Origin of the sequence: Serinicoccus chungangensis (genome assembly GCF_001483745.1) — a bacterium.
Taxonomy (GTDB): Bacteria; Actinomycetota; Actinomycetes; order Actinomycetales; family Dermatophilaceae; genus Ornithinicoccus; species Ornithinicoccus chungangensis_A.
Map to the genome: position 1 here is coordinate 66,269 of NZ_LQBL01000008.1, position 25,217 is coordinate 91,485.

18 protein-coding genes are annotated in these 25,217 nt (G+C 74.2%); 4 read left to right on the forward strand and 14 right to left on the reverse strand.

Annotation, left to right across the window (positions count from 1 at the left end; all coding sequences use genetic code 11):
* The 7 genes from AVL62_RS04175 to AVL62_RS04200 all read right to left on the reverse strand — a co-directional run bounded on the left by AVL62_RS04175 (position 1) and on the right by AVL62_RS04200 (position 6,698).
* Positions 1 to 987: an electron transfer flavoprotein subunit alpha/FixB family protein gene (locus tag AVL62_RS04175; RefSeq protein WP_058890418.1), complete on the reverse strand. Its 987-nt coding sequence runs from the start codon at positions 985 to 987 to the stop codon at positions 1 to 3.
* The gene (locus tag AVL62_RS04180; protein WP_058890419.1) at positions 984 to 1,754 is read right to left on the reverse strand and encodes an electron transfer flavoprotein subunit beta/FixA family protein; all 771 of its coding nucleotides are present in this window, start codon (positions 1,752 to 1,754) and stop codon (positions 984 to 986) included. The genes AVL62_RS04175 and AVL62_RS04180 overlap by 4 nt, the downstream gene beginning before the upstream one ends.
* Positions 1,754 to 4,336, reverse strand: coding sequence for a GcvT family protein (locus tag AVL62_RS04185; RefSeq protein ID WP_058890420.1), 2,583 nt, complete (start codon positions 4,334 to 4,336; stop codon positions 1,754 to 1,756). The genes AVL62_RS04180 and AVL62_RS04185 overlap by 1 nt, the downstream gene beginning before the upstream one ends.
* 171 nt (positions 4,337 to 4,507) lie before the next feature.
* The gene (locus tag AVL62_RS04190) at positions 4,508 to 4,933 is read right to left on the reverse strand and encodes a TA system VapC family ribonuclease toxin (RefSeq protein ID WP_058890421.1); all 426 of its coding nucleotides are present in this window, start codon (positions 4,931 to 4,933) and stop codon (positions 4,508 to 4,510) included.
* Positions 4,930 to 5,154 (reverse strand): hypothetical protein, encoded by a 225-nt coding sequence (locus AVL62_RS04195; protein WP_058890455.1) that lies wholly within the window; start codon positions 5,152 to 5,154, stop codon positions 4,930 to 4,932. The genes AVL62_RS04190 and AVL62_RS04195 overlap by 4 nt, the downstream gene beginning before the upstream one ends.
* Positions 5,155 to 5,219: 65 nt before the next feature.
* The gene (locus tag AVL62_RS16955; protein ID WP_153011663.1) at positions 5,220 to 5,465 is read right to left on the reverse strand and encodes a hypothetical protein; all 246 of its coding nucleotides are present in this window, start codon (positions 5,463 to 5,465) and stop codon (positions 5,220 to 5,222) included.
* Positions 5,466 to 5,525: 60 nt separating this feature from the next.
* On the reverse strand, positions 5,526 to 6,698 hold the full coding sequence (locus AVL62_RS04200) for a WD40/YVTN/BNR-like repeat-containing protein (protein WP_058890422.1): 1,173 nt from the start codon (positions 6,696 to 6,698) through the stop codon (positions 5,526 to 5,528).
* Positions 6,699 to 6,939: 241 nt separating this feature from the next.
* Between AVL62_RS04200 and AVL62_RS04205 the strand changes: the two genes are divergently transcribed.
* Positions 6,940 to 8,307, forward strand: coding sequence for an aminomethyltransferase family protein (locus AVL62_RS04205; protein ID WP_083518680.1), 1,368 nt, complete (start codon positions 6,940 to 6,942; stop codon positions 8,305 to 8,307).
* A 59-nt stretch (positions 8,308 to 8,366) separates the two neighbouring features.
* Here AVL62_RS04205 and AVL62_RS04210 read toward each other — a convergent pair whose 3' ends face one another.
* From AVL62_RS04210 to AVL62_RS04225, 4 genes are all read right to left on the reverse strand, one after another.
* Positions 8,367 to 9,170 (reverse strand): IclR family transcriptional regulator, encoded by an 804-nt coding sequence (locus AVL62_RS04210; protein WP_058890423.1) that lies wholly within the window; start codon positions 9,168 to 9,170, stop codon positions 8,367 to 8,369.
* Between the two features lie 77 nt (positions 9,171 to 9,247).
* Positions 9,248 to 10,111, reverse strand: a complete 864-nt coding sequence (locus tag AVL62_RS04215; RefSeq protein WP_058890457.1) for a methylenetetrahydrofolate reductase — start codon at positions 10,109 to 10,111, stop codon at positions 9,248 to 9,250.
* Between the two features lie 74 nt (positions 10,112 to 10,185).
* Entirely contained in the window at positions 10,186 to 10,698 is a 513-nt protein-coding gene (locus tag AVL62_RS04220; protein ID WP_235585523.1) for a CueP family metal-binding protein, read from the reverse strand.
* Between the two features lie 149 nt (positions 10,699 to 10,847).
* Positions 10,848 to 11,540, reverse strand: coding sequence for a dienelactone hydrolase family protein (locus tag AVL62_RS04225; RefSeq protein ID WP_058890425.1), 693 nt, complete (start codon positions 11,538 to 11,540; stop codon positions 10,848 to 10,850).
* 84 nt (positions 11,541 to 11,624) lie between these two features.
* On the opposite strand from AVL62_RS04225, the gene recC reads away from it, so the two are divergent.
* Genes recC through recD form a run of 3 tightly spaced genes read left to right on the forward strand, consistent with a single transcriptional unit; the run spans position 11,625 to position 20,610 of the window.
* A complete protein-coding gene (recC, locus tag AVL62_RS04230) occupies positions 11,625 to 15,155 on the forward strand; it encodes an exodeoxyribonuclease V subunit gamma (RefSeq protein WP_058890426.1) in 3,531 nt (1,176 codons plus the stop codon).
* The gene (locus AVL62_RS04235; RefSeq protein WP_083518682.1) at positions 15,152 to 18,577 is read left to right on the forward strand and encodes a UvrD-helicase domain-containing protein; all 3,426 of its coding nucleotides are present in this window, start codon (positions 15,152 to 15,154) and stop codon (positions 18,575 to 18,577) included. The genes recC and AVL62_RS04235 overlap by 4 nt, the downstream gene beginning before the upstream one ends.
* A complete protein-coding gene (gene recD, locus AVL62_RS04240) occupies positions 18,574 to 20,610 on the forward strand; it encodes an exodeoxyribonuclease V subunit alpha (protein WP_235585525.1) in 2,037 nt (678 codons plus the stop codon). Before AVL62_RS04235 ends, recD begins: the two co-directional genes overlap by 4 nt.
* 113 nt (positions 20,611 to 20,723) lie before the next feature.
* Here recD and AVL62_RS04245 read toward each other — a convergent pair whose 3' ends face one another.
* The 3 genes from AVL62_RS04245 to AVL62_RS04255 form a co-directional block, all read right to left on the reverse strand.
* Positions 20,724 to 21,509, reverse strand: coding sequence for a hypothetical protein (locus tag AVL62_RS04245; RefSeq protein WP_058890428.1), 786 nt, complete (start codon positions 21,507 to 21,509; stop codon positions 20,724 to 20,726).
* 336 nt (positions 21,510 to 21,845) lie between these two features.
* The gene (locus AVL62_RS04250) at positions 21,846 to 24,329 is read right to left on the reverse strand and encodes an ABC transporter permease (protein WP_058890429.1); all 2,484 of its coding nucleotides are present in this window, start codon (positions 24,327 to 24,329) and stop codon (positions 21,846 to 21,848) included.
* Positions 24,329 to 25,111, reverse strand: a complete 783-nt coding sequence (locus AVL62_RS04255) for an ABC transporter ATP-binding protein (RefSeq protein WP_058890430.1) — start codon at positions 25,109 to 25,111, stop codon at positions 24,329 to 24,331. Before AVL62_RS04255 ends, AVL62_RS04250 begins: the two co-directional genes overlap by 1 nt.
* Between the last annotated feature and the right edge of the window lie 106 nt (positions 25,112 to 25,217).

Sequence of the window (25,217 nt, forward strand, 5' to 3'; positions counted from 1 at the left end):
CTAGGAGAGCTCCTCCAGGACCGCCGGGATGACCTCGTGCATGTCGCCGATGACGGCATACCTCGCCTTGGTCACCATCGGGGCCTCGCCGTCGGTGTTGATCGCGATGATCGTCTTGGACGAGCTGCAGCCGGCCCAGTGCTGGATCGCGCCGCTGATGCCGCAGGCCAGGTAGAGGTCCGGCGCGATCCGGCTGCCGGTCTGCCCGACCTGCTCGTGGTGCGGCCGCCAGCCCAGGCTGGTGACGACGCGCGAGACACCGACGGCGCCGCCGAGCCGCGCCGCCAGGGCCTCGACGTCGTCGAACTGGTCGGCCCCGCCGACACCACGACCCGCGCCGACGACGACGTTTGCCCCGGTCAGGGCGGAGGTGTCCCCGCCCTCCTTGGCCTCCACGCGCACCACCTGCGCGACCAGGTCGGCGTCGGTCAGCTCGACGGCGACCTCCTCGACCCGCGCCTCGCCCGGGCTCGGCGCCGGTTCGGGGGCGACAGCATGCCCGGCCACCGAGGCGACCGCGAGGCCGCCCTCGGCCCGCAGCGCGACCCGCTCCAGGACCGCGCCGCCGACGACCTGCCGCTCCACCTCGAGCGGCTCGGTCTGCACCACCGCCACGACGTTGCACGGCATCGGCACGCCGCGGCGTGCGGCGACGTGCGCCAGCACCTCGTTGCCGCGCGCGGTTCCGGCCGCGAGGAGGTATGCCGTTCCACCCGCCTCCGCGGCGGCCTCGACGACCCGCGCCCAGGCGCGGGCGGCATACCGCTCCAGCCGTGGCTCCGAGGTGACGTGCAGCGTCCGCACCCCCTGCTCGCGGCAGTGCGCGAGCACCGCCTCGGGAGGTGTGCCGACCGCACCCACGAGCACGGCGTCGACGTCCTCGCCCGGCAGCGACCGGGCGAAGGTGAGGACCTCCTGGGAGACCACCGACAGCCCGGCGCCCGCGTCGCCCACGTCCTCCGGCTCCACCACGACCAGCACGCTCATCGCACGACTCCCAGCTCTCGCAGCACGTCGACCAGCCGCGGCGCGGCGGCCTTCCCCTCGCCGAGCACCTCGACGTCGCTCTCCGGCGGCGGCAGCACCCGCAGCCCTAGCCGGCCGCTGCCCTGCGGCGCGCCGGAGGGCTCGAGCACCTCGATCCGCGCCTTCTTGGCCCGCATCCGGCCGCTGATGTTGGGGTAGCGGGGCTCGACCCCGCCCTCCCAGATCGTGAGCACGGCCGGCAGCGGGACGTCGAAGACCTCCGTCGGGCCGGACACGCTGGACCGCACGTCCAGCCGGTCGCCGGACACCGCGACCTCCTGCGCGCCCGCCACGACGGGCCGGTCGAGCAGGTGCGCCAGCCGGATCCCGACCTGGTGGTCGCCGGTGTCGGCGGCGTCGTTGCCGACGAGCACGAGGTCGAACGGCCGCCCCTCGGCCTCCCTGGCCCGGACGACCTCGGCGATGGCGGTCGCGACGTCGGCCGGCCCGTAGTCGTCGGCCACCGCGTCGATGCGCACCGCCTCGTCGGCCCCGACGGCGAGCGCGGCGCGCAGCTGCTCGACGCTGTCGTCGTCACCGAGGGTCAGGACGGTGACCGAGCCGCCGGTGTCCCCGGCGACGGCGACCGCGATCTCGACGGCGCACTCCTCGTGGCTGCTCATGGTCCAGCCGGCGTAGCGGCCGTCGACACCGCTCCCGTCGGCGGTCAGGACGACCTCGCCGGAGGTGTCGGGCACCCGCTTCACGCAGACCAGGACGTCGGTCATCAGGCCACCCCCACCGGCTCGGCCGCCGCCGCGGGATGCTCGGCGGGCTGCTCGAGCTCGGCGTACCGGCCCTTGACCCGCAGGTTCTCCGGGTCGAGCAGCGGCGTCGCGTCGACGCTGGCGACGGTCACCGGGTAGAGCTCCTCCATGTAGGACACGGCGAGCCCGGTGCCGACGACGGCCTGCTCGGGCGGCAGGAAGGCCATGAGCACGTGCTTGCCGAGGCTCGGCGCGGAGGCCGCCGAGGTGACGTAGGGGTGGTGCCCGTGGCCGTCGGTCAGCGGCTCGCCGTCGCGCCCGAGGATGGGCTCGCCACCGAGCATGTAGCGCTTGACCCCGCTCGCGGAGGTGTGGTCGTCCACGGTCAGCGCGCAGAGCACCGCCTTCGGGGGCTGCCCGGCCTGGGCCAGCACGGCCTCCTTGCCGATGAAGTCGGCGTCCTTGACCTTGGGCCGCTCCATGCCGGTCTCGGAGAGGGTGCGCTCGGCGTCCAGCTCGGCGCCGTAGGCGCGGTAGCCCTTCTCGATCCGCCCGGTCGCGGTGTAGACCCCGATGCCGACGGGGACGACCCCGTGCTCGCGGCCCGTCTCGATGAGCCGCTCCCACAGCTGCGCGCCGGTCTCGATGGGCACGTAGAGCTCCCAGCCGAACTCGCCGACGTAGGAGATCCGCGAGGCCAGCACCGACAGGTCGCCCACCTCGATGAGCCGGCAGGTGCCGAACCGGAAGGTCTCCGGCGACAGGTCGTCGTCGGTGAGCGCACCGAGCACGTCACCGGCGCGCGGACCCCATACCCCGATCGTGGAGTATGCCGAGGTCAGGTCGACGAGCGAGGCGCCCTCGGGCAGGTGGTCGGCGAACCACTTCTTGTCCACCATGCCGTGCGCCCCGCCGGTGACGACCCGGAAGTGGTCGTGCCCGAGCCGCATGACCGTGAGGTCGGAGCGGAAGCCGCCGGTCTCGTCCAGCACCGGGGTGTAGACCACCCTCCCGATCGCGACGTCGGCCTGGGCGACGATGATGCGCTGCACCGCGTCGAGCGCGGCCGGTCCGACGACGTCGAAGATCGCGAAGGCGGTGAGGTCGACGATGCCGCCGCGGGCCCGCAGGGCCAGGTGCTCGGCGTTGATGACCGGGCTCCACCAGCGGGCGTCCCACTCGTGCTCGCGCGGCATGACGGCGTCGCCGAACTCCTCGAGCAGCGGCTCGTTGGAGGCGTACCACTGCGGGCGCTCCCACCCGGCGGCCTCGTAGAACACCGCGCCGAGCTCGCGCTGGCTGGCGTGCATCGGCGAGAGCCGGATGGGCCGCGAGCTCTGCCACTGCTCGGAGGGGTGGACGATGCCGTAGGTCTTGTTGAACGCCTCGCTGGTGCGGGCGCGGACGTGGGCGCGGGTGCGCTGGTGGGGGTAGAAGCGGGCGATGTCGCTGTGCCCCAGGTCGATCTCCGGGTGGCCGTGGGTCATCCACTCCGCGACCGCGCGGCCGACGCCCGGGCCCTCCTTGATCCACACCGCGGCGCAGCTCCACAGGCCCTTGACCTCGGGGGTCTCCCCCAGCACCGGTGCACCGTCCGGGGTGAGCGAGAGCAGCCCGTTGATGGCGTAGCGGATCTCGGCGCGCTCGTCGCCGAGCAGCTCGGGCATGAGCTCCAGCGCCTGCTCCAGCTGCGGGTCGAAGTCGTCCTCGGTGAAGGGCATCTCGGTCGGCGACAGCTTGGCCTGCGCGATCGAGGGGATCTCGTCCGGCTCGTGCAGGATCGCGCGGTGGGCGTAGGACCCGACCTCCATGTCCGAGCCGTGCTGCCGCTCGTAGCAGAAGGTGTCCATGTCCCGGATGATCGGGAAGCTGATCTCGCCCGGCTTCTCGGCGAGCGGCTCGCAGGGGCCGACCGAGATCATCTGGTGCACGGCCGGGGTCAGCGGGATGTGCGCGCCGGCCATCCGGGCCAGCCGCGGGCTCCAGACGCCGCAGGCGATGACGACGACCGGCGCCTCGATGTCGCCCTTGTCCGTCTGCACGGCGCTGATCCGACCCTCGGTGACGGTCATCCCGGTCACCTCGACGTTGGGGACCGTGGTGAGCACGCCCTTGGCCTGGGCGTTCTCCCGCATGATGGTGCCAGCGCGCAGCGAGTCGACGACGCCGACGCTGGGCGTGTAGAAGCCGCCGACGATGACGTCGGGGTCGAGGAAGGGCACCATCTCGGCGACCTCCTCCGGCGTCACCAGCCGCGACTCGATCCCCCAGGCCCTGGCCGAAGACATCCGCCGCCGCAGCTCCTCCATCCGTTCCTCGGTGCGCGCCACCTCGATGCCGCCGGAGGTGGTGAGCACGCCCATCTCGTCGTACTGCCGCATCGAGTCCAGGGTCAGGTCGGTGATCTCCCGGCTGTGGTCCACGGGGAAGATGAAGTTGGAGGCGTGGCCGGTGGACCCGCCGGGGTTGGGCAAGGGGCCCTTGTCGATCTGCACGATGTCGGTCCAGCCCAGCTCGGCGAGGTGGTGGACCAGCGAGTTGCCGACGATGCCGGCCCCGATGACGAGGACGTCGCAGCGGACGGGGAGGGAGGAGGTGCTCATGGTCGCCCTTCTGGTGGTGCGTATCGCGCAACTGTGCGCGTATCACGCAACCAGTCTCATCACTGGCGACGAGGGTGTCAAGCGTTCGCGCCGCCCGGCGTGCACACGGACGACCACTGCGGGTATGCCCTCACGCACCGCAGACGTGCACGTCGGGTGGTCCAGCGCCGGTCACCGGCAGGGATTGATCCATGGCACCTCGGGGAAGCGGGCGAAGTCGCTGTCGGCACTGACCACCGGCACGCCGTGCTGGAGCGCGAGCGCGGCCAGCTGGGCGTCAGGGATGAGGTTGCCGGTGACACCGTCCTTCATGATCAGCCGTCGCAGGATCGCCCAGGTCGAGGCGTTGGTCTCGGGCATCCAGGCCGCCGGAGCGTGCATCCAGTCGTCGACCAGGGTCGCCGCGAAGGCCGGCTCGAGCGGCTCGGCCATGATCCGGGGGTGGGTCGAGATCCGCAGGAAGGCGGTGACGCTCTGCGACGGTATGCCGACGCGGACATCACCGTTGAGCCGCTCCTCGAGGAAGGCCCTGCTCGACTCGTGGTGGGACGAGGTGCTGTCGACGGCATACAGCAGGATGTTGGCGTCGACGATCACTCGGCGTCCAGAAGGTCGAGCACCTCGCCGATGTTGGTCACATCGACGCGGGAACCGAGGCGCGAGGTGCGTTGCGTGAAGGGCATCGGGGAAGTCTGCCGCGACCGCAGCATCCCGCGACGGGCGAGGAGGACGACGGCCTCGCTCACGCTGAGGCCTGACTCCCGCAGCCGGGCCACTTCAGCTTCGACGTCCGGCGTGAGATTCACCGTGGTGCGCATCACACCAATCTACATCAATGACGCGCATCAAGGTGCATCATTGATGCACCTCAGACCCCTCCACCTCAGGAGGGGCGGGTGCCCTCCGGGGCGACACCGTGGAGGTCGGCCCAGACCTCGGTCATCTCCCGGGTCGCCCCCTCGGCCCCGTCCACGAACATCGCCAACTCGACGTGGGCCGTCAGCCCCTCGACCAGACCGGTGACGTGGGTCCGGCACGCCGCGCGCCCGCGGTCCGCGACGAGGTCTCGCCGGTAGGCACGAGGCGGCTGGTGAAGCCCGGCGCCAGCAGGTCGGGCAGGTCCTCCCATCGGTGGGCGTCGATCGTCTGGACGAGCCGGCGGATCACGTCATCGGCATGCGTGGCCCACTCAGGTGCGTTCGAGGACCTCCACCGACAGGACCGTCGGCAGGTGCCGCGCGATCTCCTGCCAGCTCTCCCCCTCGTCGGCGGTGGCGAAGACCGACCCGGTGTTGGTGCCGAAGTAGAGCCCCGCCGGGTCCCCGGTGTCGCCCGCCATCGCCTGGCGCAGCACGGTGAAGAAGCACGACTCCTGGGGCAGCCCGGCCCGCTGCGCCTCCCACGTCGACCCGCCGTCGGTGGAGCGCCAGACGGCTGCGGCGGCGTCCGGCGGGTAGCGGCCCTCCATGTCGCCGTTGAGCGGGATGGTCCAGATCGTGTCGGGGTCGCGCGGGTGCACCCGCATCGGGAAGCCGAAGGTGGAGGGCAGACCGGCGGTGATGTCGCTCCAGGTCAGTCCGCCGTCACCAGAGCGCCACACCCCGACGTGGTTGCGCTGGTAAAGGACGTCGCCCGGCCCGGGCGCACGGACGATGTGGTGGACGCACAGCCCCACCTCCCCGCCGCCCGGTCCCCCCGGGTGCTCGGCCGCGGCCGCGGCGTCCGGCTCGTCGGGCAGGGCCAGCGCGTTGCGCCGCTCCCACTGGCCGCCGGCGTCCTTCGTGGCGAAGACCCCGGCGGCGGAGATCCCGAGCCACACCCGGGACGGGTCTCCGGGGTCGGCCAGGATGGTGTGCAGCACCAGCCCCGCCGCGCCCGGGTTCCAGTCCTCCGCCGAGGGGTGCTGGCGCAGGCTCTCGACCTCGGTCCACGTGACCCCGCCGTCGTCGCTGGCGAGGAGCGCGGCCGGCTTGGTGCCGGCATACACCCGGTCCCCGGCGAGGCCGAGCGACCACACCTGGCTGAACTCCTCGCCGAACGGCACGTCCTTCGGGCTCCACCCGACCGCCGTGGCGAAGTCGGGGTCGCCCGCGGCCCAGGCGTCCATGGCGCCGGTCGTCAGCTGGCTGAGCTCCCACGTGCCGCCGCCGTCGGTGGAGCGCCAGACCCCCGCGCCCGACCACTCGCCCCCGCCGCCGGCCCAGATCGTCCCGGTCACCGGGTCGCCGACGACATGGTTGATCGGCCACCCGTCGCAGAAGGGGCCCCGCACCGCCCAGCCGACACCGCCCTCTCCCTCGCGCTGCTCGAGGACGAACGCCCCTTTGGTCGTGCCGACCAGCAGCACCGGCCCCCTCGCCATGGCTCCGCCCTCTCCGCGCCGCCGCCGTGGCGGCGCCTCCGTCCCGATCCTGGCACGGCTTACCGACAGACGTCAGCCCTCACCGGGAGCAAAGACACGGCGGCGACACGCCATACGTTGCGTATGACGAAGTTCATTGCACAAGACGAAACCTCGGGTGTAGCGTCCGAAGTACGCTGGAAAACAGCCCACCACCCCGTCGACGCCGATGTCGACCCCGCACGACAGGAGGGCGACGCCCATGGCGGCAACCCCGATCATCACCACGACCGACGACGCGTCGCGGGCCTCGGCCCCGGAGCACGACCAGCCGGTCAACCACAACCACCCGACGGTGCAGCAGGGACGCTCGGTCCCCGTCAACCTCCGGCAGACCGGGCCCACCCCGATGCAGCTGCTCATCTCGACCCGCATCCGCAAGTCGCCCTACTGGCACCTCTCGGTCGAGGCGGGGGCCTGGCGGGCGGAGGTCTACAACCGCGTCTACCACCCCCGGGGCTACCTCTCCATGGAGGAGGGCGGGCCCCTGGCCGAGCACCGGTCGGTCGTCGAGGACGTCACGCTGTGGAACGTCGCGGTCGAGCGGCAGATCCAGGTCAAGGGCCCGGACGCGGAGGACTTCGTCAACTACGTCATCACCCGGCAGGCCAAGACCATCACCCCGATGCACGCCCGCTACGTCATCCTGTGCAACGAGGCCGGGGGGATCCTCAACGACCCGGTGCTGCTGCGGATCAGCGAGGACGAGTTCTGGTTCAGCCTGTCCGACTCCAGCCTGATGTTCTGGCTGCAGGGGGTCAACATCAGCAAGGGGTACGACGTCACCATCGACGAGATCGACGTCTGCCCGGTGCAGATCCAGGGGCCCAGGTCCGAGGCCCTCATGCGCGACCTCATCGGCCCCATGGTCTCCGACATCCCCAACTACGGTCTCGCCGCCGCCGAGGTCGCGGGGCTGCCGGTCATCGTCTCCCAGACCGGGTTCACCGGGGAGAAGGGCTACGAGATCTACCTCTACGACGCCACGCTGCACGCCGAGGAGATGTGGAACGCCATCCTGGAGGCGGGCGAGGCGCACCACCTGCGGGTCATCGCCCCGGCCCACCCGCGCCGCGTGCAGGCGGGCATCCTCTCGTGGGGGCAGGACATGGACGCCGAGACCTCGCCGCTGCAGACCAACCTGGCCTACCAGGTGCCACGCAAGAAGGAGGAGGACTACATCGGCAAAGCGGCGCTCGAGGCGCAGCGCGAGCAGCTCGAGGCCGGCCAGCCCCCGTTCGACCTCATGCTGGTCGGGCTCCGGCTGGGCGGCAAGCCCATCACCGACTACGCCCCCGACTTCTGGCTGGTCAGCACCACGGACTCCGACGACCCGGTCGGTTACCTGACCTCTCCGTGGTACTCCCCCGAGCTCGAGACCAACATCGCCCTGGGCTACGTGCCCGTCGGCATGAGCGGCACCGGCACGCAGGTGCGCGTGTGGCTGCCGGAGGAGTATGCCGAGACGCCCGGGCAGCCGGTCGACGCGGTGATCGTGGACGTGCCGTTCCGCCCGTCCGTCAACCCGAACACCCGCGAGGTGCTCAAGCAGGGACAGCAGTCGTTCTGAGCCCCTGCCGCCGGCCCGCCGGGCCCTGACCGCCGCCGCGGTCGGGGCCCGGTGGGGCGTCAGGCCGGTTCGGGCGCGGAGGCGGCGGGGCCGCGGTGCCAGCCCAGCCGCGACGACACCTCGTCCGCGGCGCTCAGCAGCGACGGGACGAGCTCTCGGATCCGCTCGGCGTCCATCCGGAAGCTCGGACCGGACACGCTCATCGAGGCGCAGACCTCGCCGTGCGCGTTGCGCACCGGTGCGGCCACCGCACTGAGCCCCACGTCGAGCTCGTCCTGCACCACGGCATACCCCTGCTCCCGTGCCGCGTCGACCAGACGGTCGAGCTCGTCGGGATCGGTGACCGTGCGCTCGGTGTATGCCGTGAGGTCGCCCCAGGTGGCCCGCCTCTCCCGGGCAGGCAGCTCGCTCACCAGCACTCGCCCGTTGCTCGTCGCGTGCAGCGGGATGTGCTGGCCGACCCAGTTGTGCGAGGTGATGGTCGACGGTCCGATGACCTGGTCGATGTAGAGCGCCGAGCGTCCGCCGAGAACCGCGATGTTGACCGTCTCGTTGGTGTCGGAGGCCAGCTCCTGGCAGACCGGGCGAGCCTCCTGCACCAGGTCCAGCCGTGCGCTGGTCGACCCCGCCAGGCGCAGGACGCCCACCCCGAGGCGAACCCGCCCACGCTCACCCGTGAGCTCGACGAGATCGTGGGCGGCGAGCGTCGACACGAGGCGGCTGGCCGTGGACTTGTGCACGCCCAGAGCCGCCGCCACCTCACCGACCCCCGCCTCGCCCACCCTGGCCAGGATCTCGAGAACCGTCAGGGCGCGGTCCACGGACTGGACCGCAGACCCGGTGGTCTCCTCGTGATTGCGCATGACGCAACTCTACGCGTCCTGCGCAACGGGGTGCGAGACCGACGCGCCACCCCTTCTGCGCCGGTTTCCCCACCCTCTCACGGACCGACGCTCCGGTCGCGCAGCCGCGCCACAGCGCCCAGCTGCTCGCGACGCCAGGCCTCGGTCTTCTCGATCTGGTTGAAGCTGTAGAGGTGGAGCCCGCCGATGTTGAGGCGCTGGGTACCGGCCAGAGCGGCGATGCGTCGCACGAATCGGGTGGTCGAGAACCCGGGCAGCGCGATCCTGGCGAAGACACCGCGCTGCTTGCGCAGAAAGCGCACCGAGTCCCCGACCCCGATCATGCTCGCCATCCGCAACAGCTTGGCCGGGTCGACCGGTCCGGGAACGCCGACCCAGACCGGGTGCTCGATGCCGCGGCGGCGGACCCGCTCGAGCCACTGGCCCACCTGCTCGTCGTCGAAGGTCATGTTGGAGACGATGTCGGTCGCGTAGCGCCGCTTGTCCCACATGGACTGGACGATGACGTCGTCGTCGATGCCCGGGTGCGACTCGGGGTAGCCGGTGATCCCCACCCGCTCGAAGGGGCGGCCCATCTGCTCCAGCTCGACGAGCAGGTCCAGGGCGTTGGTGAAGGTGGTCTCGGTCGGCACTGCGTCACCCCCCGGAACGAAGACCTCGGTGACCCCCAGGCCCTGGAGGTGCTCCACGAGGCCCGGCAGGTGGTCGCGCTGGATCATGCGCGCCGCCAGGTGGGGCACCACGTGGTAGCGGTCGGCGAGCTGCTCGGTGACCGCGAGGGTGGCCTCCAGCCCCTTGGCGGGGGAGGCCGTCACGGTGACCGTCCGGCCGGGCTCGACGTGAGCATGGACCTGCTCGGCCACCGACGCCGTGGGCAGGATCTCCAGGCGCGCCCGCTCCAGCAACCACTCCAGGGAGGCGGAGGGATATCTGTTGCTCATCATGCAATGCGATTCGTCATACGCACAGCATCAGCCTAGGAGCAGCCTGGGCCCCTGACAAGACCCCGCCGGGCTCAGGTGAGCCGCAGTGTGGTGATGCAGGTCGCGCCCTGCGGGCCGGTGTCGAAGGCCGCCGATCCCGTGTCGCCCTCTCGGGTCATGGTCACGGTGCCCGAGGTACCGCTGGGGAGCCAGTAGCCGACGAATCCGTTGGCGTAGGTCGTCGCCGTCTCCTCGACCAGGACCTCGCCCTGCTCGTCGGTGATGCGCACCTGCACCTCGGTGTCCGCCAGCTCGCCCTGGCACCCCCCGAGCGCGTGGTGGAAGCAGTCGTGCGTGGTGCTCTCGTACGGGGCGACCGACACGTAGACCTCGTCGCCCGGGATGGGCACGACCACCTCCTCCTCGCCGTCGCTGAAGACCACCTCCTGCGCCCGCACCGACCCGGTCACGGCCAGCGGACGCTGCTCCGGCACCTGGTCGAGCGCCTCGATCGCCTCGCGCACGTCGTCACCAGGGATGCCGTAGGGCTCGAGCATGGCGGTCAGGTCCGACACCCCCTCCTCACCCCCTGGTGACGCGGCCACACCCGGATCCTGCGCGTCGGCCGAACAACCCCCGACCACCGCCGTCAGTGCCACCAGCATGGCCGCACCCACCATCCTGCCTACTGCCACCCATCCGTACCGCATACCTCCCCAGGGTACGCACCCGCCCCCTGATTCCGGGGCAGGGGTCAGCGCCGCAGGTGGGTGTCGAGGAACGCCAGGGTGCGCGGCCACGCCGCCGCCGAGGCCTCGGCGTGGTGGAAGGCGGGGTGCGGGTTGTCGAAGGCGTGCCCGGCGCCCTCGTGCCGGACGAACTCCACCCCGTCCCGGTCCAGGGCACGCTCGATCTCCTCGACCGTGGCCGGGGGGATGAACGCGTCCTCGGTGCCCCAGTGGTGCAGGCTCGGGGCGGTGACCTGGGGCGCGAGGTCCAGCAGCTGCGGCAGCGCGGACCCGTAGTAGGACACCAGGGCGTCGACCTCGGTCCGCGCGGCGGTCGCGAAGGCGACCCCGCCGCCGTAGCAGAACCCGACCAGACCGACCCGTCCCGCGAGCTGCCCGCGCAGGTGCTCGGTCGCCGCGAGGGTGTCACTGACCGCGTCGTCCCAGTCGGTCGCGGCCATGAGCTCCATGCCGCGCTCCAGCATCCCCTCGGCCTCCTCGTCGACCTCGTGGTCCGGGATCCGCCAGTAGAGCTCGGGGACGTGTACCTCGTACCCCTGCGCGGCGAGGTCCCTCGCACGGTCGCGCACGTAAGAGGAGACGCCGAAGATCTCCTGCACGAGGACGATGCCGGCGCCGGACGGTTCGGCGGGGCCGAAACGGTGCACCGGCAGGTCGCCGTCCGGTCGGGTCAGGGTGATGACGTCAGGGGTGGACATGGGCCCAGTCTGCGCGGCGGCGGGCGCGGGGGCCACCGGACCGGGGCCCCGGGTCCGTCGGTCGGCGTGGATAGGGTCGGCGCCGTGACCCTGTTCGTGCACCGCGACACCAGCACGGCGGCCCTGGCGGAGGGCCTGGCCGACCTGCTGGCGACGCCGCTGCCGGACCCGTTCGCCGAAGAGGTGGTGGCGGTCCCCGCCAAGGGGGTCGAGCGCTGGCTGGCGCAGCGGCTCTCGCACACGCTCGGGGCCGGGCCGGCGGGGCACGACGGGGTGTGCGCCGGGGTCCGCTTCCTCCACCCGCACTCGCTGGTCTCGATGGTCCTGGGCATCGAGCGCGACGACCCGTGGCACCCGGACCGCCTGGTCTGGCCGGTGCTGGAGTCGATCGACGCCAGCCTGGACGAGGGGTGGGCGGGCACGCTCGCCACCCACCTGGGTCACGGCTCGACCGACCCGACTGCCGGGCTGCGCCGCGGTCGGAGGTATGCCGTGGCGCGCCGCCTGGTGGGCCTGTTCGCCTCCTACGCCTCCTCCCGCCCGGCGATGCTCACCGACTGGCGGGGCGGCGGTCAGAGCGACGGTCTGGGAGGAACGGTCGAGCCGGACCTCGCCTGGCAGCCCCCGCTGTGGCGGGAGGTGCTGCGCCGGGTGGACGCCGAGCCACCGGACGTGCGTCACGACCGGGTGGTCGGGGCGCTGCGGGCAGCCCCGGGCGACCCGACCGGGGCGGGCACCCCGCCGCTCGACCTGCCGGGCCGGCTCTCGCTCTTCGGGCACACCCGCATCGCCCGCAGCGAGGTGGAGGTCCTTGCGGCCATCGCGCAGCGGCGCGACGTCCACCTGTGGCTGCCGCAGGCGTCCCCGGCGGCGTGGGACGCCCTGGCCGGTACCCACCCCGCAGGGCCGGTCCCGCGCGAGGAGGACGACAGCGCCCTGCTCGTCGACCACCCGCTGCTCGCCAGCCTGGGGCGGGACGCCCGCGAGCTGCAGCGCACCCTGGCGCTGGCACCCCATACCCCCGGCGAGCCGCACGCGCGGACCCCGGCCGCCTCCGGCCCACCCGGTCGCGCCGGCGGCCGCACCCCCTCCTCCCCCACGCTCCTGCAGCTGCTCCAGGCCGATCTCGAGGCCGACCACGTCCCCACGGACGCCGAGCGGACCGACCGGCAGGTCCCCGCCGAGGACCGCAGCGTCCAGGTGCACGCCTGCCACGGGCGGTCGCGCCAGGTCGAGGTCCTGCGCGACGTGCTCGCCGACCTGCTGGAGCACGACCCCACCCTGGAGCCGCGCGACATCCTCGTCATGTGCCCGGACATCGACACCTACGCGCCCCTCGTCCACGCCGGGTTCGGGCTGGGCGAGGTGGCGCGCGAGACCGGTCCCGGTGGGGAGGTTCCCGCCACGCACCCCGCGCACACGCTGCGGGTCCGGCTCGCCGACCGCTCCCCGACCGTGGCCAACCCCCTGCTCGCGCTGGCCGCCCGGCTGGTCGGGCTCGCGGGGGGCCGGCTCGGCGCCGGAGAGGTGCTCGACCTCGCCCGCACCGCGGCGGTGCGTCGCCGCTTCGGGCTGGACGACGACGACCTGGAACGGATCGGTGACTGGGTGGGTGCCGTCGCGATCCGGTGGGGCCTGGACGACGCCCACCGCTCGGACTACGCCCTGCCCGGGCTGAGCCAGAACACCTGGGAGTCCGGGCTCGCCCGGGTGCTCGTCGGCGCCGCCGTCGACGGCGAGGAGCTCGACCACCTCGGTACGACCCTCGGCCTCGACGACCTCGACAGCGCCGACCTCGACCTGGCCGGGCGGCTGGCCGAGCTCGTCGCCCGGCTGGGCGCCACCCTGCGCGCCCTGCGCCGGGCCGACACGGTCGCCGAGTGGGTCGGGACGCTCACCGACGGCGTCCTCGGGCTGGCCGACGTCGCCCTGTCGGACGGCTGGCAGGTCACCCAGCTGCGTCGCGAGCTCGACCTCGTCGGGACGCACGCCGGCACCCGGGCGGGGGACGGTCCGGGGCTGTCCCTCTCCCTCTCCGACGTGCACGCCCTGCTCGAGGAGCACGCGGCCGGGCGGGCCACGCGGTCCAACTTCCGCACCGGCACGCTCACCGTCTGCACCATGGTGCCGATGCGCTCGGTCCCGCACCGGGTCGTCGCCCTCGTCGGCCTCGACGACGGCGTCTTCCCCCGCACCACGGCCCCGGACGGTGACGACGCCACCGCGCGTCGCCCGGTCACCGGGGAGCGCGACCCGCGCAGCGAGGACCGCCAGCTGCTGCTCGACGCGGTCATGGCGGCCGGCGACACGCTCGTCATCACCTACACCGGTTTCGACGAGCACACCGGTGCAGCGCGTCCGCCGGCGGTGCCGCTGGGCGAGCTGCTTGACGCGGTCCGGCGGACCGCGGACCCCTCCTCCCCGGGGGTATGCCGCGTGCTGGCCCACCATCCGCTGCAGCCCTTCGACCCGCGCAACCTCGGCGCCTCGCACCCGGGCGCGCCGGCGCTGCTGCCCGACGGCGGGCCGTTCAGCTACGACCCGGCGGCGCTGGCTGGGGGCCGGGCCGCCGTCTCCCCCCGGGCGCCGCGACCCCGACCCGTCGACCCGGGCCTGGAGCCCCTCCCCGGTGACCAGGTCGAGCTGGACGCGCTGCTGCGCTTCTTCGACCACCCCGCCCGCGCCTACCTGCGCGACCGGCTGGGCCTCGTGCTCCCCGAGGTGCCCGAGGAGCAGGGCGAGGGCATCCCCATCGACCTGGGCGGGCTGCAGAAGTGGGCGGTCGGCGACCGGGTGCTGCAGGCGGTGCTGGCCGGGCGCGACCCGGGGGCCACCGTCGACGCCGAGCTGTGGCGCGGCGAGCTGCCGCCCCGCGCGCTCGGGGCCGGTGTCCTGCGCGAGGTCACCGAGCAGGCGCAGATCGTGGCCGAGGCCACGTGGCGCACGGCCGGGCGGGGCGGCTGGGGGGTGCCCCTGGAGCGGGAGACCCTCGACGTCGACCTCGTGCTGCCCAGCGGCACCCGGCTGACCGGCACCCTCACCGGGTTGGTCGGCAGCCGCGTCGTCACCGCGACCTACTCCACCGTGCGGGCCAAGCAGCGGCTGCGCTCCTGGATCACCTCCCTGGTCCTCGCCGCCGCGCTGGGCCCGGAGGCGACCAGCCACCTCCTCGGGGCCCAGAAGCGCGGGCGTCGGCCGGGGGGTGTGCACCTCACCCACGGCCCGCACGACCCCGACCGCGCCCTCGCGCTGCTGGACCAGCTCGTCGACCTGCGCTCGCGCGGGCTCGTCGAGCCGCTGCCGCTGCCGCCGCGGACCGCGCTGACCTGGGCGGAGGCATACCTCCGGGGCCCGGGCGACGCGCACGCCGCGACCCTGGACGCGGTGCGCGAGTGGCGCACCGACGACACCTTCGAGACGGCCTTCCCCAAGGAGCAGGACGACCCGAGCCACGCCTACGTCCACGGCGACGCGGTGCCCCTGCGCGACATCCTCGGCGTCCCCCGCGACGACGAGCGGTGGACCCCGGGCGTGGAGCACCGGCTGGGGCAGCTGGCGCTGCGGGTGTGGGGCCCGGTGCTGACCGACGGCGCCGAGCGCAAGGAGCGGCTGTGAGCGCACTGACCCCCTTCTCGATCACCGACCCCCTGCCCACCGGCACCGTGCTGCTCGAGGCCAGCGCGGGGACCGGCAAGACGTGGACCATCGCGGCGCTGGTGACCCGCTACGTCGCCGAGGGTGTCGTGACCCTCCCGGAGATGCTGGTCGTCACCTTCGGCCGGGCCGCGAGCCAGGAGCTGCGCGCCCGGGTGCGCGAGCAGCTGGTCGCGGCCGAGCGCGCCCTGGCCGACCCGCCGACCGGGGGCGGGGACGACGACCTGGTCACGCTGCTGCTGGACGCCGACGAGCAGGAACGGACGGTCCGCCGCCGACGGCTGCGGACGGCCCTCTCCGACATCGACGCCGCCACCATCGCCACCACGCACCAGTTCTGCCAGCAGGTGCTGCGCAGCCTGGGTGTCGCGGGGACGGCGGACGCCGACGCCGAGCTCGTGGACGACCTGGACCGGCTGCTCGTCGAGGTCGTGGACGACCTCTACCTGCGCGCCTTCGCGCTGCGCGACGACGAGCCCTTCTTCACCCGCCGGGAGGCGCTGCAGATCGCCCGGACCGTCGTCGACGACGTCCACGCCGAGCTGCGCCCCACCGCCGCCGAGCCACGCTCGGTGCCCGACCGACGGGTCCGCTTCGCCCGGGCCGTGCGGGAGGAGCTCGACCTGCGCAAGCAGCGGCTGCAGGTGCTGCACTACAACGACCTGCTCACCCAGCTCGCCGGCGCGCTGGAGGGCGAGCAGTCCCCTGCGCGGACCCGGATGCGGCAGCGCTGGCGGGTCGTGCTCGTCGACGAGTTCCAGGACACCGACCCCATCCAGTGGTCGGTGCTCGACCGTGCCTTCTCCGGCCACGCCCACGCGATGGTGCTCATCGGCGACCCGAAGCAGGCGATCTACGCCTTCCGGGGCGGCGACGTCCCGACCTACCTCACGGCCGCAGGGACGGCGGACCAGCGGCGCACCCTGCTGCGCAACTACCGCTCCGACCCCGGCGTGGTGCAGGCGCTGGGGGCGATGCTCTCCGGGGCCCAGCTCGGCGACGAGCAGATCGTCGTGCACCCGGTCACGGCGCACCGGGACGGTCCACGGCTGCACGGCGCCCCCAGCACCGCGCCCGTCCGGCTGCGGCAGGTGCTGCTGCGTGACCACCTCGGCGGCGACACCCGGATGCCGACCGTCCGACCGTGGATCGCGCGCGACCTCGCCCACGACGTGGCCGCCCTGCTGGCCTCCGGGGCCACCTTCGACAGGCGGCCGGTGCAGGCGCGTGACGTCGCCGTGCTGGCCCACCGCGCCAAGGACCTGCACGAGGCGCAACGCGCGCTGCGCGAGCTCGGGATCCCCGCCGTGAGCACCGGCGGCTCCACGGTCCTGCACAGCCGCGCCGCGCACGAGTGGCTCGCGCTGCTCGAGGCGATGGCCGCGCCGCACCGCCCCGTGCTGACCCGGGCGGCCGCGCTCACCGACCTGCTCGGGTATGCCGTCGCCCGGGTCGGCGACCGCGGCGAGCGGCAGGACGACGAGCTCGAGGACGAGCTGGCCCTCACCTGCCGGGAGCTGGCCGGGCTCTACGCCCGGCAGGGGATCGCCGCGGTCCTCGAGCTGCTCACCGCCCGCGGGCTGCCCGGGCGGGTGCTGGCCCAGGTCGGCGGAGAGCGCACGCTCACCGACCTGCGGCACGTCGCCCAGCTGCTGCACGAGACCGCCCGGCGCGACCAGCTCGGCCTGGTCGCGCTGCTGGAGTGGCTGCGCGCCGGGATGGCCGAGGACTCCCCGCAGAGCGCCGGTGCGCGGACCCGTCGCCTCGACAGCGACGCCGCCGCGGTGCAGCTGGCGACGATCCACGGCAGCAAGGGCCTGCAGTACCCCGTCGTCTACCTGCCCTCGCTGGGCGACCGGTGGGTCAGCGACTCCCCCGCCATCCCGCTGTTCCACGACGAGCCGCCGGAGCGCACCCGCTGCCTGGACGTCGGTGGCGACGACCGCGCCAACCCTGGCTGGGCCGAGGCGGTGCGGCGGCACAAGGAGGAGGACGCCGGGGAGTCGCTGCGGCTGCTCTACGTCGCGCTCACCCGCGCGCAGAGCCAGGTGGTGACCTGGTGGGCGCCGGTCAACAACGCCAGCAGCTCGGGCCTGCACCGGGTGCTCTTCGGGCGCGAGCCGGGGGAGGGCGAGGTGCCGCACCAGGTGCCGGTGCAGCGCCAGGACGACGCGGCGACGCAGCGGCTGGGGCGGTGGGCGCAGCAGGGGGCCTTCGCCCTCGAGCGGGCCGACCACGCGGGCGACGTCGTGCCCGCGCCGTCACCGGAGGCGCCCGGGCTCGCGGTCGCCCGGTGGACGCGCCGGGTCGACCACGACTGGCGGCGCACGTCCTACACCGCGCTGTCCACGCCCGCCGAGACCAGCCTGGACACCGCCGCCGGGGTGGCCTCCGAGCCCGAGGTCGGCCTCACCGGCCGGGAGGACGAGCCCGGCGGCCCCGACCCGGTGGCCGAGAGCGTCCCCGCCCTGCCCGGCCTGGGCGAGGTGGTCCCTGCGCCCGGCGCCGGGGTGCCCTCGCCGATGGCCGACCTCCCGGTCGGCGCGACCTTCGGCTCGCTCGTGCACGCGGTGCTGGAGCACGCGGACCCCGGCGCCGAGGACCTGGCCGGCGAGCTGCGCGTCCACCTGCGCGAGCAGCGGGTCCAGTGGCCGGTGGACCTGGGCGAGGACGGGGAGGACCAGCTCGTCGACGCCCTGGTCGCCGTCTGCCGCACGCCGCTGGGGCCGCTCGCCGGTGGCGCCACGCTGCGCGACGTCGGGACCTCGGACCGCCTGTGCGAGCTCGACTTCGAGCTGCCGCTGGGCGGCGGCGACCTGCGCCGTGGGCTCCCGGGCGACGGCGCGGCCGTGCTCGGGGACCTGGTGCCGCTGCTGCGCGGCCACCTGCCGCCGGGCGACCCGGTGCGCGGATGGGCCGAGGTGCTCGAGGCGGCTCCGGACCTCGCGGGTCAGCAGCTGCGCGGCTACCTCACCGGGTCGGTCGACGTCGTGCTCCGGGTCCGCGCGACGGGCGGTGACACCTTCCTCGTCGTCGACTACAAGACCAACTGGCTGGGCAGCCCGGAGGAGCCGCTGACCGCCGCGGACTACCGCCCGGAGCGGTTGGCCGAGGCCATGGGGCACTCCTCCTACCCGCTGCAGGCGCTGCTCTACGCCGTCGTCGCCCACCGCTTCCTGCGCTGGCGGCTGCCCGGCTACGACCCCGAGCAGCACCTCGGCGGCGTGCTCTACCTCTACCTGCGCGGCATGTGCGGACCGGACACCCCGGTCGTCGACGGTGTGCCGTGCGGCGTCTTCTCGTGGCGACCGCCGGTGGCGCTGGTCGTCGGCGTCTCCGACCTGCTCGACGGGGCGGACCGGACGACGGGGGTGGTCGCGTGAGCGAGCCGACCGGTGACCCGACCGGCACGGCGGACGTCGTGGACGCTGTGACCACCGGAGGCGGAACCGGGACGGCGGCCGGTGCGGCCGGTCCCCGTGACGACGTCGAGGCCGGTGCGGCCGTGCTGGACCTCGTCGCGCCCCTCGACGAGCACGACCGCCGCCGGGCCCTGACGACGGCCCCCGGCACCGTGCTGCGTGCCTTCAACGACGCCGGTCTGCTCACCGCCGCCGACGTGCACGTGGCCACCGGGCTGGCACGGGCCGCCGACGAGAAGGACGTCCACGTCGTCCTCGCCGCGGCGGTCGCGACCCGGGCCGTCCGCTCGGGGTCGGTGGCCGTCGACCTCGCCGCCCTCGCCACCCAGGGGGCGCAGGCCCTCCCCGACCTGCCGTGGCCGGACCCGGCGGGGTGGGCCGAGGAGGTCGCCGGGAGCCGGCTCGCGGCCGCGGGCGGGCTCGTCGTGGAGGAGGCCAGCGGTCTCGTCTACCTCCAGCGCTACCACCACCAGGAGGGCCAGGTGGCGGCCGACCTGCGGGCCCGGGCCGCGCTCGGCCCTCCCGAGGTGGACGAGGAGGTGCTGAGCGCCGGGCTGGCCCGGATCTTCCCGGGGGCGGGATACGCCGAGCAGCGAGCGGCGGCCGAGGTGGTCGTCCGCTCCCGGACCGGCGTCATCACCGGCGGTCCGGGCACCGGCAAGACGACGACCGTGGCGGGCGTGCTGACCCTGCTGGCCGAGCAGGCCCTCGCCGCCGGTGAGCGACCACCCCGGGTCGGGCTGGCCGCGCCGACCGGCAAGGCCGCCGCGCGGGTCAAGGCGGCGGTGGACCGGGCGCTGGACGAGATCGAGGCCCGCACGCCGGCGTCCTCGGACAGGGCCGTCGTCGACCGGCTGCGCGAGGTCGAGCCGCGCACCCTGCACCGGCTGCTCGGGTGGCGGCCCGGCTCCCGCAGCCGCTTCCGGCACCACCGCGGCAACCGCCTCCCCCACGACGTCGTCCTGGTCGACGAGGCCTCGATGGTCTCGCTCACCCAGATGGCCCGGCTGCTGGAGGCGCTGCGGCCCACCGCCCGGCTCGTGCTCGTGGGGGACGCCGACCAGCTCGTCTCGGTCGAGGCAGGCGCGGTGCTGGCCGACCTGGTGGCCGCCGTCCCCGAGCGGGACGCCCCCGGTCGGGACACGACCGACCACGACGCGCCCGAGACCTCCGGCAGCCAGGACGGCCCCGCCAGCCAAGACGCCCCCGCCGAGGCGCCGCGGCCGGCTCCGCTCGCCCTCGTCCGGCTGCGGACGGTCCACCGCTTCGGGGAGACCATCGGCGCGCTCGCCCACGCCCTGCGGGTCGGTGACGCGGACGCCGTGGTGGCCGCGCTCTCCGCGGGCAGCGACGAGGTGCGCTGGGAGCGCGGGAACGAGCCGGAGGCATACCTGCGGCAGGTCCTCACCGGGCAGGCCCTCGACATCCTGCGGGCCGCCCGGACGGGGGACGACGACGCCACCCTCGCGGCGCTGCACCGCCACCGCCTGCTCTGCGCCCACCGGGAGGGTGAGCGCGGGGTGCGCCGGTGGAACCACCTCGTCGAGACGTGGATGGCCGAGGAGACCGGGCTGAGCTTCTACGAGCCGATGTACCTCGGCCGGCCGCTGCTCGTCACCGCCAACGACTACGCCACCGGCGTCCTCAACGGCGACACCGGCGTGGTCGTGGCCTCGCAGACGCCCGCCGGGGTCCCGGTGCGGATGGCAGTCATCGACGGCACGGGGGGACGCACCCGGTATGCCCCCTCCCGCCTCGGCGACGTCGAGACCATGCATGCCATGACGATCCACAAGGCGCAGGGCAGCCAGGCCCGGGAGGTCACCGTGCTGCTCCCCGAGCTGGACAGCCCGCTGCTGACCCGGGAGCTGTTCTACACCGCCGTGACCCGCGCCGAGCGGCAGGTGCGGGTGGTCGGGTCCGAGGAGGAGGTCCGGGCCGCCGTCCAGCGACGGGTCGTCCGCGCCAGCGGGCTGCGCCAGCGGCTGAGCTGAGCGCAGGCTGCAGGGAGCCCTCCCTGCACGCAGCCATGGGCCTCGTCACGGACGACGACGTCCGGACAGAAGTCTCGGCGAGCCCTCGGACCCCGCCGTGCACTGACGTCCCCTCAGCCGGGTGGGGTCGCCCATCCTGGCAGCGGGTCCGACGACTCGTCCGCCTCCCACGACTCCAGGATCTCGAAGCCGCTGGCGGTGCCCGTCAGGCGAAGAGCGCCGCTGGGTTCGGGGCCGGGAGCGCCCGGCCATCTGCCCACGGCGATGATCTCGGTGTTCCCTGAGATGTACCAGGTGTCCAGGCACGGGTTCTGCGGCGACGCCACGTCGCACGTCTCGGCCTCGCCCAGCTCCCAGAACTCGCTCACCGCGACGCGCGGGTCCCATCCCTCCAGGACCTCCCCCACCGGGTAGTTCGCCAGCCGTTCCTCCTCAGCGGCCTCGGCCTCCGACTCCTGGGCGTCCAGCTGGGTCTGGTACTCGTGGAGGCCCAGTGCGAAGCCTGCTCTGTATGCCTGCTCCGCCTCCACGCCGGCGAACGAGCCCTGCTCGCTCACGGTCCTCGGGTCGTAGTAGTCCTCCCGGCCGTAGAGCCCTGCCTGGTGGCCGCTGCGGAACGCCCCCTCGAATCCTGGATGGTCCTCGGCCGACGCGTCGGCGTCCGGCTCCGGCGGCATGTCCATGTCGACGGCATCACTCACCTCGACGGCGGACCCGGAGCCGTCGTCCGCTTCGTCCATGGCAGCGCCCTGCGGCGCCTCGTCCTCGGCCTCGGTCGGCGCCGCCTCAGTCGTGGACCCGCCCGCGCCTCCGACGTCCTCGCTCTCGCCGCACCCAGCCAGGACGACCAGCAGTGCCAGGGCCGGGATCGATGACGCCCCGGACGAACGTCGAGTCACGTGTGCCTCCCACGGATGAGGTGCAGCGAGCGTAGCGGTGCCGGCCGCCCACGCGCCAGTGCCCGACGGCACCCGGAGACGGCGGATGCGACACCCGCCCCGACGGTGTCCTCGGCCGGTCCTCCTCCGGCCCGGAAGGGCGCGACTGCGCCGGGTATGCCGTGGAATCACCCTGGTGGACGACATCACCGCTGCAGTCGCGCACCAGCGGACGCAGGACGTGCCAGGGGCCGGCCGGGAGTCCCTGCCCGACCGGCCCCGTCGGGCCTGCCACCCGCCACGCGGGGAGACCCCAGGGTCGGGGGCGATGAGTCCCTGCACCGCCCCCGACCGGTCTCAGGCGGCCGCCAGCCCCTCCGCGGGGCTCACCCGGGCCGCCCGCCGGGCGGGCAGCACGCTGGCCAGCACCCCGGCCAGCAGCGCCACACCGACGATGACACCGACGCGGGCCCAGGGCACCGCCAGCGACAGCGGGGTGCCCTCCGGGAGGATCGTCTGGACGCCGAGCGCGGCATACCCGATCCCGAGCGCGAGGCCCAGCCCCGCGCTGACCAGCGCCAGCAGGACGCCCTCGGTGAGCAGCATCCCCCGCATCTGGCCACGGGTGAGCCCGAGCCCGCGCAGCAGGGCGTGCTCGCGGTGCCGCTCGATGACCGACAGCGACAGGGTATTGGCGATCCCGACGACCGCGATGAGGACCGCCACACCCAGCAGGGCGGTGGCCACGAGCACCATGACGTCCAGCACCTGGGCGACGAGCGCGCGCTCGGCGGCCGCCCCCTGGACGGTCATGCCGCTGTCCTCGGCGACCTCGCCGACCGCGGTCATCGTGTCGCCGACGTCCGCGTCGTCGTCCAGCCGGAGGAGCACCGCACCGGGCTGCGGCGCCTCGCCGGTCAGCGCCTCCAGGTCCGCGGGCTGCACCGCGAGCCCCGCGGCGCCCAGGCCGAGCTCGATGACGGTGAGGTCGCGGCTCCCGCCGGGGCCACTCACCGTCAGGGTGTCCCCCGCCTCGACGCCGTAGGCGACGCGGTCGAAGGACCCGAGGCCCACGGTGCCCGGCTCCAGCGCGTCGACGAGCCGCTCGCTGCGCAGGACCTGCCGCGCGGTGTCCGGGTCGAGGACGGCCACCGGGACGGCGCCGAGGTCGCCGTCGCCGACCTCGAGGTATGCCGTCTCCACCAGCTCCGCGGCACGGACGCCGTCCACCGCAGCCAGCCGGCCCACCAACCCCTCGTCGACGGGGGTGGGCACCGGCACGTCCGCCTCCATCCCTGGCTCGGTCTGCGCGACGAGGTCGACGGCGTAGGCCTGGTCGATCTCGCCGAGCGCGGTGCGCTCGCCGGAGGCGGCGCCCACCGAGGTCATGGTGATGAGGGTGACCCCGACGAGGAGGGCGGCGCTGGTCGCGGCGGCCCGTCCCGGGTTGCGCACGGCCCCGGCGACCGCGAGGCGGCCCGGCACGCCGGCCGGCCGCGCGGCCACGCCGAGCAGCCGCACCAGCACGGGCACCAGCACCACCGCCGCCAGCAGGACGCCGGCGAAGGAGACCAGCCCGCCGGCGACGCCGATCAGCACCTGCCGCAGGAGGGCGGCGAGCACCATGAGGACGGTGCCGCCGGCGACGAGGAGCACGGCGAGCAGCACCCGCACCCGGCTCACCCGCGTGGCGGCGGCGGGCTCCCCGCTGGGACGCAGCGCCGCCAGCGGCGACACCCGGGTGGCGCGACCCGCCGGCCACCAGGAGGCCAGCAGGGTGATCACCACACCCACGACCACCGGCACCACCAGGCTGAGCCAGCCGACCTCGAGGCCGGTGCCGAGCGGGATGCCGAGGTCGGTGCCCCGGGCCAGGCTCAGCAGCAGCTGGGCGACCCCGATCCCGGCGCCGACCCCGACGACGGAGGCCGCCGCCCCGAGCACCAGCGCCTCCAGGAGGACCGAGCGCCGCACCTGCCCCCGGGTGGCCCCGACGCAGCGCAGCAGCGCCAGCTCTCCGGTCCGCTGGGCCAGGGTGATGGTGAACGTGTTGGCGATGACGATGGCGGCCGTGGCCAGCGACACCGCGCCGAAGCCCAGCAGGACCGACCCGAGCACGAAGGTCTGCCCGGTCAGGCCGGCGACCCGCTCCGCGGCCGCCTCCGACCCGGTCCGGATGACCCCACCGGGCACCGCCTCGGCCAGCGCGTCCCGCACCTCGTCCACCGTGGCGGTCCCGGCCACCGTGACCTGCGCGGACTGGTAGGACAGCCCCGGGTCCAGCTTTCGCAGGGCGGCGTCGGCGGCGAGGAACCCCTCGTTGTAGCTGAGCGTGTGCACCTCACCGGGGTCGACCACCCCGACCACGGTCAGCGTCAGCGGGTCACCGGGGGCGCCCTCGGCGGTGCGCGTGGTGAGCGTGAGCTCGTCCCCGACGGCCACCTGGCCGGCCAGGGCCTGGTTGACCGTGGCCTCGTCGTCGGCCGTCGGCATCCGCCCCTCGAGCAGGGTCATCCCGCCGGCCGGCACCGAGGTGCCCACGAGGAAGCTGCTGCCGCGGTCCACACCCACCGTCGCGTCCGCGACGACCCGGTCCACCCCGGTCGTCCCGGACACCCGGTCCACCTGCTCGGCCTCCAGCCACGTGTCGTCGGCCCCGCTGACGACCAGGTCGGCGTCGCGGAGCCCGCCGGCCACGGCCTCCTCCAGCCCGGCCTGGGCGGTGGCGACGACCACCAGGCTGGTGGTGAGGAACCCGACCCCGATGAGGATCGCCACCGCCGCCGACACCAGCCGGCGGCCCCGGGAGGCCAGTCCGGCGGCCATCCACCGGGCCGCCATCAGCCGACCTTCCCGAGGTCGCGGATCCCGGCCAGGACCGTGTCGGCGTCCGGGTCGAGGATCTCCCCGGCGATCCGGCCGTCGGCGATCAGCAGCACCCGGTCGGCCACCGCGGCGGCGTTCGGGTCGTGGGTCACCATGACCACCGTCTGGTGCCACTCCTCGGTCGACCGGCGCAGCAGCGCCAGCACCTCGGCGCCGGTCGTGCTGTCCAGGGCGCCGGTCGGCTCGTCGGCGAAGATCACCTCGGGCCGGGTCACCAGGGCGCGCGCCAGGGCGACCCGCTGCTGCTGACCGCCGGAGAGCTCCCCGGGTCGATGGTCCAGCCGTCCGCCCAGGCCGAGGGCCTCGACCACCGTGCCCTCCCAGCCGGCGTCGGCGGGGCGGCCGGCCAGGTCCAGCGGCAGGCGGATGTTCTGCCGCGCGGTCAGCGTCGGCAGCAGGTTGAAGGCCTGGAAGACGAAGCCGACCGAGCGCCGGCGCAGCCGGGTGAGCTGGGCGTCGGACAGCGAGGTCAGCTCGTGCTCCCCGAGGTAGCTCCGGCCGCTGGTCGGGGTGTCGAGCCCGGCCAGCAGGTGCATGAGGGTCGACTTGCCCGAGCCGCTGGGCCCCATGATCGCGGTGAACCTGCCCGCCTCGATCCCGACGGACACGCCGTCGAGGGCGGTGACCGCGGCCTCGCCGCGGCCGTAGGTCTTGGTGAGGTCGAGGGCGCTCGCGGCCAGGGCGCTGCCCTGCCGGGTCGTGCCGGTCCGTCCGTGCTGAGGTGTCGTGGTCGTCATACCCAGGACGCTAGGGACCAGCCACCACTCAAGACATCATCCACCAGTCGTGACCTGCGACGACGCAGGTCCACCCCCGGTATGACGTGCGCTCGCCGATCCGCCC

Excerpts from the sequence above, each read along its gene's own strand:
- AVL62_RS16955 (WP_153011663.1), bottom strand. The coding sequence starts at position 5,465 with ATGGGAGGACCTGCCCGACCTGCTGGCGCCGGGCTTCACCAGCCGCCT.
- AVL62_RS04250 (WP_058890429.1), bottom strand. The coding sequence starts at position 24,329 with ATGGCGGCCCGGTGGATGGCCGCCGGACTGGCCTCCCGGGGCCGCCGG.
- AVL62_RS04205 (WP_083518680.1), top strand. The coding sequence starts at position 6,940 with ATGGCGGCAACCCCGATCATCACCACGACCGACGACGCGTCGCGGGCC.
- AVL62_RS04255 (WP_058890430.1), bottom strand. The coding sequence starts at position 25,111 with ATGACGACCACGACACCTCAGCACGGACGGACCGGCACGACCCGGCAG.
- AVL62_RS04195 (WP_058890455.1), bottom strand. The coding sequence starts at position 5,154 with ATGCGCACCACGGTGAATCTCACGCCGGACGTCGAAGCTGAAGTGGCC.
- AVL62_RS04210 (WP_058890423.1), bottom strand. The coding sequence starts at position 9,170 with ATGCGCAATCACGAGGAGACCACCGGGTCTGCGGTCCAGTCCGTGGAC.
- AVL62_RS04200 (WP_058890422.1), bottom strand. The coding sequence starts at position 6,698 with ATGGCGAGGGGGCCGGTGCTGCTGGTCGGCACGACCAAAGGGGCGTTC.
- AVL62_RS04180 (WP_058890419.1), bottom strand. The coding sequence starts at position 1,754 with ATGACCGACGTCCTGGTCTGCGTGAAGCGGGTGCCCGACACCTCCGGC.
- AVL62_RS04225 (WP_058890425.1), bottom strand. The coding sequence starts at position 11,540 with ATGTCCACCCCTGACGTCATCACCCTGACCCGACCGGACGGCGACCTG.
- AVL62_RS04175 (WP_058890418.1), bottom strand. The coding sequence starts at position 987 with ATGAGCGTGCTGGTCGTGGTGGAGCCGGAGGACGTGGGCGACGCGGGC.
- AVL62_RS04215 (WP_058890457.1), bottom strand. The coding sequence starts at position 10,111 with ATGAGCAACAGATATCCCTCCGCCTCCCTGGAGTGGTTGCTGGAGCGG.
- AVL62_RS04185 (WP_058890420.1), bottom strand. The coding sequence starts at position 4,336 with ATGAGCACCTCCTCCCTCCCCGTCCGCTGCGACGTCCTCGTCATCGGG.